Source organism: Chryseobacterium ureilyticum (genome assembly GCF_900156735.1).
Classification (GTDB): Bacteria; Bacteroidota; Bacteroidia; order Flavobacteriales; family Weeksellaceae; genus Chryseobacterium; species Chryseobacterium ureilyticum.
Window position 1 is genome coordinate 247196 of record NZ_FTOL01000001.1, and the last position, 19200, is coordinate 266395.

Here is a 19200-nt window from a genome sequence, read left to right on the forward strand (position 1 = left end):
CCATTTTAAAACTGATTTTCATGAAATTTTCATTCAAAATATATTGTATTATATCATTGCTGTCGTTTACTTATTTGTTTTCGCAAATTCCTGTGCATAAGCGGAGCAATAAGTCGCAGCTTAAAGTTTCACTACAGAAGAATCAACCTTCAGATTCCAGAATGTCTTTAAGAGATTCCATTCAGAAAGAAATTCTGACGATGGTAGATGAAGGTGATTTGGAGAAAGATGATTTAGATGAAGAAGAATATATAGAATCACAGCATGATCAGATTATGATTTTCCGAAAAAAAATAAACGAATCCAAAGGGTTGCGGAAAGCTGTTTTTCAATATTATCTTGCCAATATTTATATTTCTTCTCTTACCTTTTATGGAAGAACCTCAAATAAGAATGATATTACACCCCTTGATCAGCTTCCGGAAGATTACAAACAATGGGGAGTCAATGATTTTTATAGAGAAGCAGACAGACTTTATACCAGCGCGCTTACCGATAAATCTGTTTTACAGGCTGAAAAAACAGAACTATGGAGTGAGATTATTGACCGACTGGAATTTGCAAAGTATAAACCTACATTATACGATCTCATTGCAACGAATTATCTTAAATTTTTAAATGAGTTACCATTTGATTATGACCAATCTGCAAAGAAAAAAATAGCTTCGATTAAAGAGAATTTAAATCTGTTTCATGCCAATGACAAGGATAAAACAGCATTGCTTTATCTGAAAAGTACTGAAATAGAAGGCGATTCCAAAAAACAGGCAAAAGAACTTCAGAACTTGGCTGCTAATTTCCCTGAAGAACCTTTTTCAGCCTATCTGTTGTATCAGGCAGCGAGTCTTTTACAATATGAAAATGAAGAAAATAGCTTTCTCAATGCCTTCAAGACCTGCCAGAAAGCAATTGATAAATTCCCGTCCTCAGATTGGAGTAATCATTGTAAAAAATTGATCAATGAACTCGAAGGTTCTTCAATGAGCATCAAACTCCCAACCAGAAACCTTCCCGGTGAATATATCCCCCTAGAAACGACTTATAAAAATACAGACAAGGTAAAAATAGAACTGGTAAAAAAATCAGGAATTATAGATTTTGATAAAGAACCGTTATGGAGAGGGTTTCATGAGGAAGAAAAACTGTTTTCCTTTATTCATAATGAGTTGGACGAACATAGCTTTCGTACTGAAATTTTCCCTTTAAAGAAGTTTGATGACTACAGGTTTCATAAGACGATTCTTGCTCTTCCGCCATTGGAAGAGGGTTTGTATGAAATGAATTCTGTTTCTGAAGACTCAGAACGTTCCACGATGTTTGCGGTTTCAGACTTGTTTTATGTCAAAAGATTTGAAGACGATACAAAAGTAACCTTTCAGGCGATCAATACTAAAACCGGAAAAGCTATTGACAATTCAGAATATATAATGTATCAGAACGTCTATGATTATGAACATGATTATAAGAACAGGAAAAAAGACAATCAACTGATCAGAACTGGAAACGGAACTACTGATAAACAAGGAATTTTCTCTTTGCCAAAATCAAAAAACAGGGAATATGACAATAGCATTATTTATTTTCCTCAACTGAAAAAGTATTTTGTTATTGATTATAATTACAATGAAGTAAGAAATGTAAAAAAAGAGGAAGAGCCAATTGAAGAACCGGTCAACAGAGACTTTATCATCTTTACAGACCGTGCTATTTACCGTCCCGGGCAGAAAATGTTCTACAAAGGCATTTTGAAGCAGGAATACTTTGAGAAAACAGGAATTCTCCCAAAACAAAAGGTAGTGGTGACTTTAAAAGATTCCAATTACCAGGATATTTCAAAAGCTGAGGCTGTTACCAATGAATTCGGAAGTATTACCGGAGCCTTTATCATTCCGTCACAAGGGCTTACAGGAAATTATTATATAAGTATGGAAGCTGATTTTGGAGAACAGAAAGATAAAGAGGAGAATAACATAGTCCTTGGAAGTAAATATATTAAAGTAGAAGAATATAAAAGACCAAAATTCCGGGTGGTGGTCAATCCGGTGAAAGAAGCTTACAAGTTGGAGGAAGAGGTAAAAGTAAGCGGGAAGGCAGAAGCTTTTTCAGGCGCTGATATTCCTGGAGCAACTGTGAAATATGAAGTTAAGAGAAAGAGAATCCGCCTTTGGCGAAATTATTATCAAAGGTATTATTACCCACATTTTAACGAAAGAGAAACTGATATTACTCATGGAGAAACTACTACAGACAGCAACGGGAATTTCAATATTACCTTTCATGCACAAGCAGATGAAAAAACCAATGATGATACAAGAAATTATCAGTATTTCGTTTCATTTTATGTAACCGATGTCAATGGAGAATCACAGAGCGGACAGATTAAAATCAATATCGGAGAGGTAAAAGCGAAGATCAATGTTGATATGCCTAATCTTGTGCTTCAGAATGAATGGGAATTTCTGAAAATCTCGATGAGCAACCTCAATGATCAGAAAATAAACGGCAAAGGAAACCTTACCATCACCAGAATTCCGGAAGAAAAAAAGATCATTTTACCTAAGTTTACCGAAAAAGAAGAAAACAGAGCCTATTATGCCGGAAATACTGAAGAAAAGGCTTTATCATATTCATCTTATGACAAAGAACTTTTTGATGTTTACTTCCCACATCTAAGCTATCTGCAAAATGATAACTCTAAGACTCAGAAGGGAGAACTGTTCTTTTCAAAATCATTCAATACTGAAGAAACCGGAACCATTCTACTCAAGAAAAATCCAGAACCAGGAAAATATCTTGTGGAAGCAGAATCTATTGTAGATCATGATACCATTAAAGCCTTTAAAATAATTGAAGTTTTTGATAATATAACATTCAGAAACGGGAAACCTTCATTTTTCGGGATCCGTACAGATAAAGAATTGTATAAGGTAGGAGAAAAAGCAAAAGTTACTTTCTATTCAGATTTCAAAGAAGGTTTTGTCAATTATCGTTTCATCCGAAACGGAAAGAAAGAAGACTATCAGCAGATTGCTATGAATAAAGGGTCAGTAAATATTACATTTACAGTAACCGATACCGATCTGAAAAAACAACTCTTTCTGGATTATGATTTTGTGCATGACAATGATTATACAAAAGGAAATACAGAATTTAAGATCAAAGAAAATATCAATCGTGACCTGGAAATTACCACTCAGGTTTTCCGCGATAGAATTCAGCCGGGAGTTCCGGAGAAATGGATTCTTACCATTAAAGGAAAAGATAAAGAAAAGATCAATGCAGAAGTATTGGCTTCCATGTATGATGCTTCTTTGGATGTATTTGCCAAAAATGATTACCGCTTTACCCGTTACACCCCTTATTCATATGATAGCTATGATGATTATGATCCCTACCGTATAGAAGCGGATGATTTCTTTGATGGACTGACTTCTTTTAACTCAATTAATAATGATAAGATATACAACAGATATCCTATTCAGTCAGATAAGTTTCCTACCCCGGAATCACCTTATTTTCAATATACGGTGGCTAAAATTGTAAGGAGGGCATACATTACAAAATCAGTAGCAGCTAATGCAGTAGCTCAAGAAGTTGTAGTTTTGGGATATCAAAGAAAAAAATCTGAAAATATTCCAATTCTATATGTGATTGATGGGAAACCAATGAAAAACAATATTCCCGAAGAGGAAATTGCTGAGATTAAAAAACTGAACAGTGCTGAAGCAATAGCTTTATATGGAAGTGAAGCCTCAGGCGGAGCATATATTGTGACCTCTAAAAGAGCAGTGAGAGAAGAGTTGCTCAAAAAAGTAAAAGCAAGAACCAATCTGGATGAAACAGCATTTTTCTTCCCTAATCTTTATACCGATGCAGAAGGAAACGTTACACTGGAATTCAATACCCCTGAAGCCCTCACAGAATGGAAACTGATCCTCTTCGCACACACCAAAGACCTGAAAACAGGCTCCGCAGAATTCTTAACAAAGACTCAGAAAGAACTTATGGTAACTCCCAATCCACCAAGGTTCCTGAGACAGGGAGATCATATCGAACTTTCAGCAAAAATTGATAACCTGTCAGGCAAAGAACTCAAAGGAGACATGATGCTGTACCTTTTTGATCCCAAAACATCCCAGCCATTAGATTCCGCATTTTTGAATACCAATTCTCTCAAAAAAATCAGTGTGGCAGCCAAAGGATCAACACAGGCAAGCTGGGAAATTAAAGTTCCTTATGCAATAGACCATGTGGGTTATAAAATTCTTGCCAAAACCAAAGACTTTTCAGACGGAGAAGAAAATGTACTGCCAATACTTTCTGACAGAATGCTGGTGACACAAACCATTCCGATTTCCATCAAAGAAGGACAGCATAAAACCTATACGATGGAAGGACTGGCAAATAATACCTCATCTTCAGCTGCAAATTTTAACCTTAGCGTAGAGCTTACTTCCAATCCGCTATGGTTTGCTGTGATGTCTATTCCGTATTTAAGATCATTCCCCCACGAATGTTCTGAGCAGCTTTTCAGCAGATTGTACGGAAATATGCTTTCAACATACATTATGAATTCATCCCCGAAGATCAAGAAGATATTTGACGAATGGAATGCCAAAGAAACGACATCCAATCCTCTGGAAGCAAATGAAAACCTTAAAGCCATTCTTATAGGAGAAACTCCTTGGCTAAGTACCATTAAAGATCAGAACGAGCAGATGCAACAGCTTTCTCTGTTCTTTGATCTGAACAAAATGCAACGCGATCTTAAAAAAGCCCAACGCGATCTGGTAGACCGTCAAAATCCTGATGGAAGCTTTTCATGGTTTCCGGGTGGCGGTAAAGATAAAACCATTTCCGGACACGTTCTTGCAGGCTTTGGAAAGCTTGACAAAATGCTGAAAGGACAATCCGGTGAGTATTTCACCAACGAAATCAACCGTGTTATTAGAAATACCGTTGATTATCTGGATAAGGAATACAAAGAGCAATTGGCTAAAAATCAAAAAGAAAACAAGGAACTAGATCTCAATGACTATTCTGCCTATTTTTACTATAGAAGCTTCTGGACGAAAAAAGAAATTCCGGCAGAGCTGAAAAAGATACTTCCTACTTTAGCCAATACCTATACAAAAGATTTTAAAGAATACAGTCTCTATCATCAGGTAATGATTGCAACACTACTACAACGCTACGGCTATCATGATTTAGCTAAAAAATGTATTGCAGACCTGAAGAAAACTTCAAGAAAATCCGAAGAAAACGGAATGTACTGGGAGAATAATTATTCCGGTTGGTATTGGTATCAGGCACCTATTGAAACTCAGGCAATGCTTATCGAAGCCTTTTCAGAGATTACACCGGAAGACACAGCCAGTGTAGAAGAAATGAAAGTCTGGCTTTTAAAAAATAAACAGACAGAAGGTTGGGGAACTACTAAATCTACTACTGAAGCGGTCTACGCACTGCTGAACTACGGGAAATCATGGCTGGATGCAGAAAAAGGAATTACCATGAAACTAGGAAACGAAACTATTTTCCCTGCCCATGACGGATCAAAAACCTCAGAAGCAGGATTTTTTAAGAAATCTTACTATTGGAAAGACATCACTCCGGAGAAAGGGAAATTAGAGATTCAAAAAAACAGCCCCGGAGTAGCATGGGGCGGAATGTACCGACTGTATTATGAAAATATGGACAAAGTGATGGCAAACAACTCTTCCAATGTTTCCATTGAAAAGAAACTCTTCCTGAAAATGTTTGACGGAAAAGAAGGTAAGCTTAAAGAAGTGACTTCAGAAACTCCAATTAAATTAGGAGACTTAGTTGTTGTCAGAATCGTGATCCATACCGATAAACATATGCAGTATATTCATCTCAAAGACATGCGGGCAAGTGGTTTTGAGCCGGTGAATGTTCTTTCTACCTACAAATGGCAGAACGGAGCGGGATACTATGAAAGCACCAAAGATGCTGCCACTCATTTCTTTTTTAATGACTTACCGAAAGGAACCTATGTTTTCGAATACGAAGTAAAAGCCAATAATGCAGGCGAATTTTCAAACGGAATCACTTCCTTCCAGAACATGTATGCTCCGGCAATGGGCGCTCATTCAGAAGGGATGAGAGTGAAAATAGTAAAGTAAATCTTTTATACACATCAATTTAAAAAACCACCTCAACTTCAGTTGAGGTGGTTTTCATTTTTATAATAGTAAAATTAAGATAGAGAAAATACCTTTACATACTCTTTCGGCATCCACATAAAGCAGACCACTAATGTTGCAATTAATAACAATGATAAAATTAACGTAGCCACCTTAAAACCATCCAATCTGAACTCTTTTTGAGGTTGATTTCTGCCTGAGCTGTAAAACTCTGCAATGTCTTTTCCATAAGGTAAATTGTTTCGGGGATTTTCCTGAGTTCTTGCAACGGATGATAAAGAAGGAAGTGTTTCTATACCCTTATTTTGGTTGATGGTATTGGCAAATGACCGTTTATTCTCCTGATGTCGTTTTTTCGCAGACTCTACCTTTCCTTCAGTTGTAAGGAAACTTATTACTTCATCTATTTTCTTTGAATACTGGTCATATTCTTTACTAATGATCTCAATTCCGTTTTTAGATTCCTTTATCCTGGTTTCATTGTCCTGATGTCTTTTTTCATTTTGTGAAACCTGGCTGTTAAGGAGTTCCAGAAGTTGTATTTTTTCATCCTTTAAACTTTCTTTTTCCCTTTCAAGATCAGCAATAGAATTTTGAATTGCCCGAAGTCTTTCCTCATGAAGATTCTCAATTTCCTTCTTAAAACCATTGGCGTCAACGATTTTAAAAATTCCTTTCTGCCTTACAAACTCACCAATTTCGTGGCTTTGTGTAAAATAGATTGTATCATACATGTTCAGAAGCTCAAAAGCCTGATTAAAAAAAATCTGCAACTGTGCTGCATTCGTTTCACAATAAACCACGAGATAATTATTGCTGGTTTGAGTAAAATTAAGATCTTCCATCTCCCGGATATTAAAACCGATCTTATCAAAATCCATAGGCTTATGAATGGAAAACTGATCAGAATGATTGATGGTAATAATTCCGTCCTGCACATTACTTTTCTCAAGATTACTGTGAAAATCGTTCAGGGTATTGATGATAAGACTTTCTGACGTTATTTTATCAACAAAAAGAAGACTTGAACCAATAAACGTTCCGCCTCTGTCCGAATTCTGTTCCTTAGCAAATGTATAAACAGAGTAGGAGATGAGGTTACATCCGCCGGCATAATCCTTCCGTATTGAATAAATGCTGGTTTGCGGAAACAGTTTAATAGCATCAGTTTTTAAATCAAACGTTCTGATCTCTTTCGCTATCGCTTTATTTCCGCCCAGAAAAAAAGATTGTCTGAAGCCATTCGGGTTTCCGAACGTACCAAATGCCGAGAAAAAATAAGTACTGCTCATTAATTTGTAAAGCTAAATTTTAAACGTTCCCAAAATGTTCCTTCATAATCAAGATCGTAGCCTACAATGCTTCTGTACAGCCATTTTGAAAGTACCTCAGCCGTAGAAAGATTCAACAGACTGATTCTTTCACTTCCGGTTGCATTCTGAACACTTCCCACTGTGTAATAGGTTTTACTTAGCCCATACGTATCAATACGCTGTGAAGTCATTGGTAAATGATCAGAGATAAAACTGTCCAGCGCTTCAGCACTTTCCACATCCATCCTTCCGGATTTATCCCATTTGGAAATCACCAAAATAGCATTCACAGACTTTAAGTTTTTCCCTTTTCTTTCCAGCTCATCCAGAAATTCATTGATTAAAGAATCGTCCTTATAAGCAGACTCATAGCTCGTCACAATAATGAATGTAAGAGGAATATTCGCATTAAGGAAAGTCTCTATGCTGCTGTGATAGTTTCCTCCTCGTCTGATATCATTATGATTTTCCCCGGAAGTTTCCAGAAAAGTAAGATCAATAGGAACCACTCTTTTTGATTTGTTATTCGGTTCAAAAACAAGATCCAGACGGGTTACCTGATCCCTTGTCGTTCTGTTCGGAAGAACGCCCTGCCTTATGTTTTCAAAGAAATCAGAAAGAAGAACATTAGCTTCCTTAGAGTTTGGGGTTCCAAGCTTAGGTCTTAAGACTCCGGCATATGACCTCAAATAATAAAGCATTGACGATAGAATCACAGACTTTCCTGATTCGGCAGTTCCAAAGAAGAATACAAAATTACTTTCCTTGTTCTTGATATCGTTGGAAATCGTTTTTGCAATCGGAACAAAATCTTCCTTAGTATCATTTTGAAAATCAAACGAAAGAGGTTTTAAAGTTTCCTCCGTTTCAAAATTCAGAGGTTTTAAATGATCTTGAGTTTCCATAGTTTAGTTATTAGGGATGATGGTTTTACCGCTTCTTTTATTATTAAATACACTTCTGTTGTTGTTTCCATTATAATTTCCTGAATCCGTTACCAGTAAAATGATAATAACGATTACAAAATCAAGCAGAATACAACCAGCCAGCACTACAAATTGATACATTCCGAAATTTTTAATCGCATGCTCAAAAGCAAACCCGATTTTACCCACCTGCTGTGTTTTTGAAACAATAGGCTCAAAATGTATCTTATCATTTCCAAGAACCGTCTGGGCACGGCTTCCCAGTTTATTGTAATCCGAAAGTGATTCATCAATCAGCCCTTGGGACAATCCGTCTTTTTCCTTTTTTGATAAAAGAAGAAGATCCTGAATTGTTTTATTCCATTTGAAAGCCGCAGTATTGATATCCGATTTCAGCGCTCTTTCCTCAGGAGATAAATCCGAAACTATATTATCAATCTGTTTTCCCATTCTTTCCGCAAGATCTTCATAATCTTCACCTACAGGAGTCAGAAAATCAACCTTTTGACCCGTTAATCTCTCTATATCCTTGATCAATAGCTGAGCCCTGCTTCCGATTCCTTTATTTCCGGGATCCTTGATCTGCTCCATCATCTGTTTCTTCTTTATCTCAATATTTTGAGTAGTCGCTTTATTGTATTTATAACTTAATTTTGATTCCACATCATTCTCTAGTGTCGTGAAATTTTTATTAATATCCCGAAGTTCGTCGGTATAAATATCCGTTTTCATAAACCTTGTATACAAGGCATTGAAATTAGCAATGAAGCAAAAAGAAGCAATGAAAATGTAGATCCAGACAAGACTGCCTGTTGGTTTTCCTTCCAATTTTGCATTTCTCAACATCCAGCAAAGGAACAGGAGAAGCAATGATAGAACTAAAGCAATGACAAATGATGCCGGACCAAAAATCTGTTGCAGACCCAGCCAGGTCTGATAAAAACTTACACTGATCAGTAATAAAGCAAGAATTCCCAAAAAGAGATCTGCAGGAGTCGTTTTTTTATTCATAATGTATTCGTTGTTTTGTTGAATAAGCTTATAAAAACATGCTGTTTTATAATGTTCGAAACTACAAACAACGAGCAGAAGAAAATTACGGGAACCCGTAAATAGAAGTGCTTCTGATCTAGTCTGAATGGTGTTTATGAATTTATTCTCACGCAGATTTTTCAGATCCTGCAGATGAGTTTTCTATGTATTAAAGCGAGAATTGTATGGAATAGATTTTTCTAAACAAATGAATATTAAAAGCCACTAATTCACGAATTTTTTATTCATTCATGCATTCGTGGCTAAAAAAATATCTTCAAGTATTTCGAAATTTTATATTAAAATCTGTGCAGATCTGAACAAATCTGTGGTTTTTTAAAAAAAATGGACCATTAATGTTTTTAAGCGAATAAGTCTAGCTGATGAATCATAACTTTCCTTAAAATCTTCACTGTTCTTAATTGCTAAATTTTTTCACGCAAAGATTTCTATAATCTTGCTGGCGTATTTTAGGAAGCAAAGGGTTGAATCCAATTTCATTGATTCTTTCTAAGCTGCTGTATAAAAGTTAGCCACTAATTCACGAATTTTTTATTCATTAGTGCATTAGTGGCTAAAAAAATATCTTCAAGTATTTCGAAATTTTTGTATTAAAATCTGTGTAGATCTGAGAAAATCTGTGGTTTAAAAAACTACTTTTCTTCCGCCTTTAATTTATTCACCAAAGGATTAGCATACATAGCCATGAAATATTCTTTGGAAACAGGATCAGACGGATCAATACGCATTTCCTGTCTTCGGATAAACAACTGCTTTTCCTGTTCAGTGTAGTGTGAAGAATAGGTGTCTGTATTGTTGATCAGATCGTAAGCTATATATTTTGTAGGCCAAAGCTTGTAATTTTGAATGATAGAATCATCAATCAACTGTACAATAGCCTGCAGCAGCTTGTTTTTATTCTCAATCGTAGCGGCGATATCATCCAGTTCAGTATCAATAACATCACCGGCATGTATATGAATTCTTTTCTTTTGTCCTAAAATTCCGCTGAGTATTGTCGTAAAATCTTCGTTTTTACCTTTAACATATTCCTCTTCCCTGTGTTGTGCCAGCAATTGAGGCATTTTTAAGGAATCTGTAGGATCATATTCATAGGAGATGGAGATAGGAACAATTTTTAATGTTTTAAAATAATCTATCAGAAATTGGTCTCCGGCTGCCATAGCAAGCATTTTTAAAACCCCTTGTTGAGTGGCATCATTTCCGTCTTTAGCACGGCCTTCACGCTGGGCAATCCATACGGAGCGGTTTTCTTGAAGCAATTGTTCCTTAATGTATTCGGACATCACCTGTGAACTTGTAAGCTGATCACGAAGGGAAAGTCCTCTCTGAACTAAAAAATTACGGTTTAGCTTAGCTAATACATTTAAAAATTTTCTTTTTACAAGATTATCTCCAATAGCTGAAGCCGTCATAACATAGCCTCCTTCCAGCAGAACCAGATTGAGCAGGGAAGTATCCAGTACAATATCTCTGTGATTGGAAATGTAAAGGTAAGAAGTGTTTTTATCAAGTTTATCAAACCCTGAAGTCGTTAATCCTTCAGAACTCTTGGCAAGAATCTGACGAACGGCATAGGCTACAAACTGATGCTGAAAATCACTTATAGAATGAACATCTTTAAACTGTTCCAGCCAAACCTGCTCATCCACACCGGGAAAAGTAAAGGTCATCAGTGCCTTCATCATGGGATCACGGGCTATGCTCTGTAACTTTTCATTTACTTCCTGGTCGTGAAAATACCGGATTTCATCAAACTTCGACATGTTATGGTAAAAATTAAAACTTTTTGCAAAAGAACGAAAATTTATCTGGGGATAGGGTATAAAGGTTGTTAAAGTATTATGAATGGCGTAGAACTTAGGAAAATCATCTGGTGAACTTGGATTGTTTCTGCCATTTGTTTGACTATATTTTAACCACAAATCGAAGATTATCTCCTGCTAGCCGATGAATGTTATTTTGACGAAATAAAAAGTTACATAATTTTTTATTAAAAACACTTTAGTTAGCTTACAATGATACTATATTGTTTGAACTCAATTCTTTCAATATTGAAAACTCAATAGGAACAGGTTTTAGATAATTTTAAGGCTGGGCAATATTTGTCAAAATACGCCCTGTATTTCATCTAAAGTCTACTTTACAATATTTTTCTTCAGGTTGAATATCAAATCAATTTTCTTTTTATTTAAATTTTTGATTATCAGTGTATTTAATTAAGTTTTCAACAAATCTAACGTTGTAGATAAATTCTATATTTGGATGAAACAAACACAAATGTAATGTCAGAAAATAAAAACCTTATCATCATAGGAAGTGATAAACCTGTGATAGGAACAAAAGAAATGTACTCCGTTTCTTCAGTAAACGACTGGCTGGATACTCTCAAGCCCATCAAGAATCCATTGCAGGTTCCGAAAACGCACTGGGAAGTTATGGTAGAGACCAAAACAGGTTGGAGAAAAGGCGGAAGCGATAAAGAAGGACAAACTGTACCTTTTACCTTTGGACAGAAAAGCTTATTTCATAAAGGAATAAAGATCATTGCACGCCAGGGAGCAGACTATGCAGAGCTTATTGTACATCCGCAAAGAGCAAAAGAACCTAAAATAACCAGAGTAGAGCTTCTGGATGCCAATTATAAACCTATTCCAAAAGGTAAAAAGCTGAGCTATCAAGATACCATAATTGCAAGAGCCTATTGTGTAGAAATGTTCGGGATGAATATTGCTTTTACCCTTTGGGAAGATGATGCCCAGGGAGAAGGACATAATCCTATAATAAATGCGTTGAACAAAATTAATCCAGTTCCTGTACTTAGTAGAGTGAACGAGAAAGGAATGGCAGAAGGTGTTTTCAGATTACCTTTTTACACGATGGCTGTATTGATTGCCAATGCACGCACTGCATCAGGAAATAAAAGCGAGGGACCAACTCACGAATATTATGTAACGGCTGATGTAGTGAGTAAACATATACAAAAAGCAAGTTCCAATGTAAATGTAGTTAACCCTACTCATAACCCAGAACCTCCAAGAAAAAGAGAATGGCCTAAAGGACATATTCCCTCACCAACAAAACCCAAACCTAAGTCTGAAAAGCTAAAACCAAATCCGGATTCTCCAAAGTTTCCCGTAACGACAGGAGGAAAAAAGAATGATGATGCCCAAGGGAAGATCCTGAGTGCTGAATTTGTAGATAATAATGGTAACAGGCTCCATTCTTCGAAAGTAGGAACTAATGTAAGAATAAAGATTGTTGCTAAGGAGATGAGAGACAAAAAAGTAAAGGTAAAAATATGGGAAGAAGATAATGTCAAATGGACTCATGATTTGATTTTTGAGAAAAATTGCGTTTTAATTGGTGATAACAATTACATTAATAATGTACAACTTACAAAGCAAATGTTTGATAAAGCCAAAGACGGCGGCACTGATAGCACAAGGCAGGATTATTTTATTGAAGTAATACACCATGATACGTCTGTGACTTCTGAGGTGATGCCTGTGAGTGTAGATGCTGAGCCTACAAAAGTAGAGAGTGGGAGAAGTCCAGCGATCATTAAGGAACCGAAACAGGAAAAGAAAAAAGAGGAAAAGGAGACAGATAATTGTACATGCTTTTGTGATAGAGCAATTAATGCCAAGGAATTAAAAGAAATGGTAATTGCAATGAGAAAAGCTACTTTTGATGAAGCTGGGGAAAATTTCTATAAATGGAACAAAGACAATTTATTTACAGGTGGACATGAGCAATTTGATGATAAATCTTATGAAAAATTTGCTGAAGTATTAAACAAAACTTTTGAAAATTATGAAATAACTTCCTGTATTAGAAAAATACATTTCTTAGGACAATGTTACCATGAAACTGGAGCTTTTATGAAAAGTGTAGAAGGGAAGAGAAATCAAGAATATTCTTATGATCCCTATAGAGGTAGAGGATTTATACATTTAACATTACAGGGAAATTATCAAAAATTTAAAGATAATTCCGGATATGATGTTGTAAAAAATCCTAAATTGGTTTCTACAAATATTGAAATAGCAGCCATGTCAAGCGGATGGTATTGGAAATATAATGATAAAGGAAATATTAATCCATTTGCTGATAAAGATAGTATTTTTGATACTTCCAGAATGGTTAATAAACCTAATGCAACCAAATCATCCTCAATCAATGGCTATAATCAGCGGGTTAATGCGATAAATGCATTAAAAACAGTTTTTCAATATCCTCAAAATTGTTGTAATCTAAATAAAAAAGAAAAACCAAAAGAGAATAAACTTTGTCCAAATGGCTTAGATGATTGTATTTGTAGTATAACATTTGATGTGAAAAACGGTTTTATAGAACATGTAAGAGTTATGAAGAACCATGTTCCTGTTATTGAGCACGGAAATTTTAAAGACTCAAAAGCAAATGTTCAAAAAATAATTTTACACAGAACAGCGGGAGGAACTACCCAGGCTTGTATCAATGCTTTTAAAGGTGGGAGAAAAAATAAAAAAGGAGGTATAGACTATTATGGGACACATTTTGTTGTTGGAAAAGATGGAGTAATTACTCAAACAGCTAATTTATCAAAAATAACTTGGCATTGTGCTGGATGGAATTCAAAATCTGTAGGAATTGAAGTAGTCGGTTTTGCAGTAGATAAAAATGGCAAACCTACATTAGGATTAAAGGGACAAAATCCAGTTGCTGGATGGGAAAACTTAACTGAGGAACAAGCTAAATCTGTAGCATGTCTTGTTATGGCACTTTTAAGTTTTTATAGCTTAGATAAAAGTAAAATTGACTGTCATGAGCATCTAGCAGCAAAAGAAGTTGGGGAAGGACAAATTGTATATAATGCTATTAAAGACTATTTAAAATAATGAGAAATATTATAATTTTATCTTTATTATTTTCAGTTATCTTATCTTGTAAAGGACAAGATAAAGATGAGAATAAAAAGACCCAAGTAACAACATACTTTGCAAAATGTGAAGGGCAATATTCAACCGGAGAAAAATTAAATCAAAAAGATAAAATATGGTCTCTTAATAGTGATGATGTAGATAAAATTATGAGTTTAGCTACATCTATCACCGAAGATGAATGGCATTTTTCATACTTAATTACACCCTGTAATATTGATGTAAATAATTATTTATACAAAGGGAAAAAATATGACTTACAAATTAATGGGGGATCATATATATCCCTTTTTAATGGTAAAACAACCATACTTTTAGGTTGTGACTTGCCGGAATGTAAAAAGTATTTTTTAAAGTCAAAAGAAAGTATGGAAGAAGATACAACTTCTCTTTCAAATAATGATTCAAATGAGCTCGGGCAAACTAAGAGCTATAAAGTAGATTTTAATAAAAGTGATTATCAGGATATAATTATTGTAGAAAAAAAAGCGGAAGGTTATAATGTCGAAGCAAAATCTAATAATGTAATTTTTTTTAATAAAAACTTTATCTGTGATTATATAGATATTGAAACAAAAACGAAAAACAATCAAGCTTTCAATTTAATCTTGAGTTTTATTGATCAATATCAAAATATATTCAGAAAAGTTGTCATTCCAGTTTTTTTCAAAAATAATAATCTGTATATCGAGAAAATATTTATTGCAACCTTAGGAACTAGTGCAAGAACAGGGGAAGAAGAATGGATAAAAAAAGAAGTCTCTAAAAAGACACCTCTTAAACAGCTTGATTTAAATGAATTTTTATCAAAATAAAAATGCTCAAACTGTTGTAGTATCAATACCGCTAAAACAACTTGATGGTGTATGGTCTTCTGATTGTTAATCAAATCTTCATGTATCTCTTTCTTCAACAATTACTAATGCTCAATTTTTAATCCCCGGCCGATTTGCAGTAAATACCCAATTGAAGAGAATTGATACTAACAAGTATGAATTGTATTTTACAGATTTTCCACCAATAATTCCTTTACCTGACAATATGGAGGTTTGGGATAATATGGATAATAAAAAACCTGTGGGTATTATTGAATTTATCAGAGAAACAAAACTGAATTTAACATGGTATGGGTTTTATCATAAGAAATTGAAAAAAAATATTGAAATAGAAAACCCATTTGATCGTAAGAAGAAAACAGTAAGTCTAAAAAAATGTTCTAATGAATAATGATTCTGGATTTGAAAGCTAAAATGGAAGAATCCATCACTTAGAATGGGCACAAAATAGGGAAGTTTACATCGGCAATATTATTCAATTATATTTCTAAATTTTTTAGCTGAATTCCTGTCTCTGTTTTCCATTCCAATGGTCCACTTGCAGATCTTGCCAACGTAGCGGCAGCTGCTCTTGAGGATCAATTAAAAATATAATCCTTGGTGAGTTTATAGAACCCGTTTTCCAGTTGTAATATTCCGTCTGAAATCATTTTATTTCGTTCCAATACAATACCTTCATTTAACGAAGGCTGTTCTGTTACCATCAGTAGAGAATCTTTATAGACAACAAAACCTTCAGTAGAAGGGCTGCCTTTACTGTTTGCTCCAGCTCCATTTTTACAGAATAACATCAGTTGATGGGTTCCATTCCGTTCAATAGTTTCTTCTACATATGAAAGAATACTTCAACAGTAATAGCAAATGATTAATAAGTTAGAGAAGTTAATACAAGATAAATAGTAAATCCTGAGAGTGATCTCAGGATTTTTCTATTAATGCTTTTCCAAACCTGTTAGCCAAGTTTTTAGTTCATCTATAATCTGTGCATCTCTAGCAGGTATCTGATTAATTACTAAAGAATTGAGTTTCTCCACATATATATTTGTTGTCAGCCATCCAGTTTTACGATTGAAATTCTGTTCCAAATATTTTCTGCCTGCACCACGAGTTCTGCAAGCATTGATAACAATATCAATATCATTATCATTTTCCTTTAATAATTTCTCAATTTTTTTAACTTGAGCTAAATCGTCACCAGCACTTATAAATCCAATACGAAGTTTATTAACTTGAAGGGTTCCTAAAATTTCGCCCTGAGTAATATCTATATTATGTGGATTTCTTACAGGATAATTATCAATTACCCATTGAGCAATTTGTTTAACTTTTGTCGTTTTACCTGTATTCGAAACACCACGCAATGTGAACATTTTTTTCATATCATTAATGTGCTTTATTTATCAATTCCTCAAGTTCACATACTTTATCATATTCTTTATTGTGAATTTTACCGCTGGTATAATCAATTTGTACAGTTTCGAGAAATTCCCTGAAATCCTTGTTCATAGCTAACTTATTTATCGTCTCAAAATCTAAATCCTTTTTATGCTTTGCGGGAATTATCAATTCAGAAGAATGGGGATCCTCAGTATCCAATTCGATGACTCCTATTCCAAAGGATAATGAAAGACGTTCAAGCTCATTCATAAAATCTTCATCCTCAGATACTCTTGCGGCAACAAGATATGATTCGTTTGCCCAAGAAGAATTAGATACACATTGAAAAAAACTTTCTCGCAAGTTAGCAAAACTCAATTCTCTTTTAATTTCAAAAGAATATAAAACAATGGATCTAATGCCTATTGCATTGCTGAAATTTCCAACTTCTTTTTTCCAGTCCTGAGTTCTGTAATAACATCCTACCATATCGGGATGCACCCATTCACCAAACTCTTTTTTACTGGAAATATTATGATTTATCGTTTTAGTATAACATTGCATATAATAATATGCATGAAATGTCAGGTGCTTATGAAGATCTTTTTCCAAAAAATCAAATTTCTTCTTTTTTACTATTGGTTCCTCTGGAATCGTATTTTCGTAAAGGTCAATTTTACCCTCCATATTTTTAAGATAAAACCTTTTGGGTCTTGAATCTGTTTTTAAAAATATTGACTTCGGATTGTCTTTTACATTCACATAAATTAATGCTCCTAAAGTGGCCCAAGGCGTTTTCCCTTGAGAATTAAGCTGTTGATCATATTCTTTTTTTACAGCTATATTCCAGATTTCATTTGATGTTAAAGGTTTATTTTCTTCCTTTATTACTAATTCTGCTAATTCTAGAAAAGTCATTTGGTTTTTATTAGTTTTTTTAATTTAAATCTCTTCCAGTCCCAATTCTCTCAAGAATGCATTATGCTTTGAAAGTCGGGTATTGGTATGGTTATAGGTTTTAACAGGCAATTATAGTAAAAATATTTAAATCTCATCTACGGGAAAGCATAAAAGGCGATTAAAGCACCCCTTAAAAAGGGCTTAGCCATTTCCAAAGTGTCTCTAGGTATTTCAATACCGATCTATAGGCACTTCTGCAGAGTCTTTAACCCCTTGGTGAAGTGCTGATACCCCCTTACCTAAGGGGGTGTCGCGGGTTGCATAACGGGCTATCGGGGCTTGTGAAAGGTCTCTAGGTTGTTGTTTAACGGTCTGGAGCTACTTATGTAAATCCTTAGAGGGACTTTAAGGGCAGGTTGAAGGGGGATAACATAAAAAAGCACGTGAAAACGTGCTTTGTCATGTAACTGTTATTTTAATGTTAGCTTTGCGGGGTGTCATTATTGGTGGCCGGTGGTGGGGCAGTCTGGGGTTGTTGAGCTGTTATAAAGAACTGTTTCATATCCTCATAGACAACATTGGTACCCGGAACATTTTCTTCAGATAGGAACCTGATGTTTCTGTAAAAACTGATGGAATTGTGGTAATTGTCATGATCCAATAAGACTTTGGTATCAGACAGCTGCTCTGTGAGCGAATCTAATAGTTGTAACCGTTGTTCTATTTGTTCTCTTGCGATATAATCCCTGTCGAATTCTGCTTTGTCCAGAAATCCCGGAACATGCTGTGCGTACTGCTCCATATAGCTTTTGGCTTTGTTTACGAAAAGCTTGTTCTGCTCTGCAATTCTCCCGTACTGTTGTCTCTGGTCCGGAGTAAGGTTAATGGTTTTTCCTGTAAGGACAGTTTGGATGTCCTGAATAGCTTTGTCAATAGTTTCTAAATCACTTTTAGAAAAACTTACACTGATTAAATTGTCTAGTGCCATAATATCGTGTTTTTTGATTTGTTCCTTCCAAATATAATAAGGAAGAGGTTTGAAAAAGCGGTGACATAGTAACTTTTCAGGGGGCATTCATGAGATAATGAAAATGGGATAATGGGGTTTATATTTTGTAGATTTTTGATGTAAAAAAGACTTCATAAAAAGAAAAATAAAGAAGATCGCTCAAAGGCCAATGAGAAAGCAGGTAACAAAAGAGATATAAATCTTAATTATGCTGTTTTTTAGAGATCACTTTTATAAATATTTTTCTATATTTAAACCTCATAAATGTTGATTTATCATGGAACATAAAATACATCAAGGCCGAAATGTAAAACGATTCAGGGAAATGCTGGGCATCAAGCAGGAGGCATTAGCTCTTGACCTTGGGGATGACTGGAACCAGAAGAAAGTTTCTCTGCTGGAACAGAAAGAAATTATTGAAGATCCTTTACTAAAAAGAATTTCTGAAGTATTGAAAATTCCGGTGGAAGCGTTTCAGAATTTTAATGAAGAACAAGCTATCAATATCATTTCAAATACTTTCCATGATTTCAAAGATAACTCTGTTGCTTCTGCAATGAACTATAATTGTACATTTAATCCAATAGATAAAATTGTAGAATTGTATGATGAAAAGGTTGCTCTTTATGAGAGGATGCTGAAGGAGAAGGATGAAATGATGGTGAGGCTAGAGAGGTTGATTGAGAAGGGATAA

General features: G+C 34.8%; 13 protein-coding genes. 5 read left to right on the plus strand and 8 right to left on the minus strand.

Annotated elements, in window-relative coordinates:
• The first annotated feature begins 20 nt into the window (after positions 1-20).
• Positions 21-6146: an alpha-2-macroglobulin family protein gene (locus tag BW983_RS01120; RefSeq protein ID WP_167369942.1), complete on the plus strand. Its 6126-nt coding sequence runs from the start codon at positions 21-23 to the stop codon at positions 6144-6146.
• A 74-nt stretch (positions 6147-6220) separates the two neighbouring features.
• On the opposite strand, the gene BW983_RS01125 is transcribed toward BW983_RS01120, so the two are convergent.
• The 4 genes from BW983_RS01125 to BW983_RS01140 all read right to left on the minus strand — a co-directional run bounded on the left by BW983_RS01125 (position 6221) and on the right by BW983_RS01140 (position 11225).
• Positions 6221-7459: a hypothetical protein gene (locus BW983_RS01125; protein WP_076549247.1), complete on the minus strand. Its 1239-nt coding sequence runs from the start codon at positions 7457-7459 to the stop codon at positions 6221-6223.
• Entirely contained in the window at positions 7459-8385 is a 927-nt protein-coding gene (locus BW983_RS01130) for a hypothetical protein (RefSeq protein ID WP_076549248.1), read from the minus strand. The genes BW983_RS01125 and BW983_RS01130 overlap by 1 nt, the downstream gene beginning before the upstream one ends.
• Positions 8386-8388: 3 nt before the next feature.
• Complete coding sequence (locus BW983_RS01135) at positions 8389-9417, minus strand: hypothetical protein (RefSeq protein WP_076549250.1); 1029 nt, start codon at positions 9415-9417, stop codon at positions 8389-8391.
• A 674-nt stretch (positions 9418-10091) separates the two neighbouring features.
• Complete coding sequence (locus BW983_RS01140) at positions 10092-11225, minus strand: 1-acyl-sn-glycerol-3-phosphate acyltransferase (protein ID WP_076549251.1); 1134 nt, start codon at positions 11223-11225, stop codon at positions 10092-10094.
• Between the two features lie 519 nt (positions 11226-11744).
• Here BW983_RS01140 and BW983_RS01145 point away from each other — a divergent pair.
• The 3 genes from BW983_RS01145 (at position 11745) to BW983_RS01155 (ending at position 15611) form a co-directional block, all read left to right on the plus strand.
• A complete protein-coding gene (locus tag BW983_RS01145; RefSeq protein ID WP_076549253.1) occupies positions 11745-14342 on the plus strand; it encodes an N-acetylmuramoyl-L-alanine amidase in 2598 nt (865 codons plus the stop codon).
• Positions 14342-15199, plus strand: coding sequence for a hypothetical protein (locus tag BW983_RS01150; protein WP_076549255.1), 858 nt, complete (start codon positions 14342-14344; stop codon positions 15197-15199). Before BW983_RS01145 ends, BW983_RS01150 begins: the two co-directional genes overlap by 1 nt.
• A 151-nt stretch (positions 15200-15350) precedes the next feature.
• Positions 15351-15611, plus strand: a complete 261-nt coding sequence (locus BW983_RS01155; protein WP_076549256.1) for a hypothetical protein — start codon at positions 15351-15353, stop codon at positions 15609-15611.
• Positions 15612-15798: 187 nt separating this feature from the next.
• Here BW983_RS01155 and BW983_RS01160 read toward each other — a convergent pair whose 3' ends face one another.
• The 4 genes from BW983_RS01160 to BW983_RS01175 all read right to left on the minus strand — a co-directional run bounded on the left by BW983_RS01160 (position 15799) and on the right by BW983_RS01175 (position 18485).
• Positions 15799-16011, minus strand: coding sequence for a DUF4357 domain-containing protein (locus BW983_RS01160; RefSeq protein ID WP_076549258.1), 213 nt, complete (start codon positions 16009-16011; stop codon positions 15799-15801).
• A gap of 141 nt (positions 16012-16152) precedes the next feature.
• On the minus strand, positions 16153-16599 hold the full coding sequence (locus BW983_RS01165) for a P-loop NTPase family protein (protein WP_076549260.1): 447 nt from the start codon (positions 16597-16599) through the stop codon (positions 16153-16155).
• A gap of 4 nt (positions 16600-16603) precedes the next feature.
• Positions 16604-17515 carry a COG2958 family protein gene (locus BW983_RS01170; RefSeq protein ID WP_076549262.1) on the minus strand — a complete coding sequence of 304 codons (912 nt, stop codon included), beginning with the start codon at positions 17513-17515 and terminating at the stop codon, positions 16604-16606.
• Positions 17516-17978: 463 nt separating this feature from the next.
• Positions 17979-18485, minus strand: coding sequence for a hypothetical protein (locus BW983_RS01175; protein ID WP_076550763.1), 507 nt, complete (start codon positions 18483-18485; stop codon positions 17979-17981).
• A gap of 298 nt (positions 18486-18783) precedes the next feature.
• On the opposite strand from BW983_RS01175, the gene BW983_RS01180 reads away from it, so the two are divergent.
• Positions 18784-19200, plus strand: a complete 417-nt coding sequence (locus tag BW983_RS01180; RefSeq protein ID WP_076549264.1) for a helix-turn-helix domain-containing protein — start codon at positions 18784-18786, stop codon at positions 19198-19200.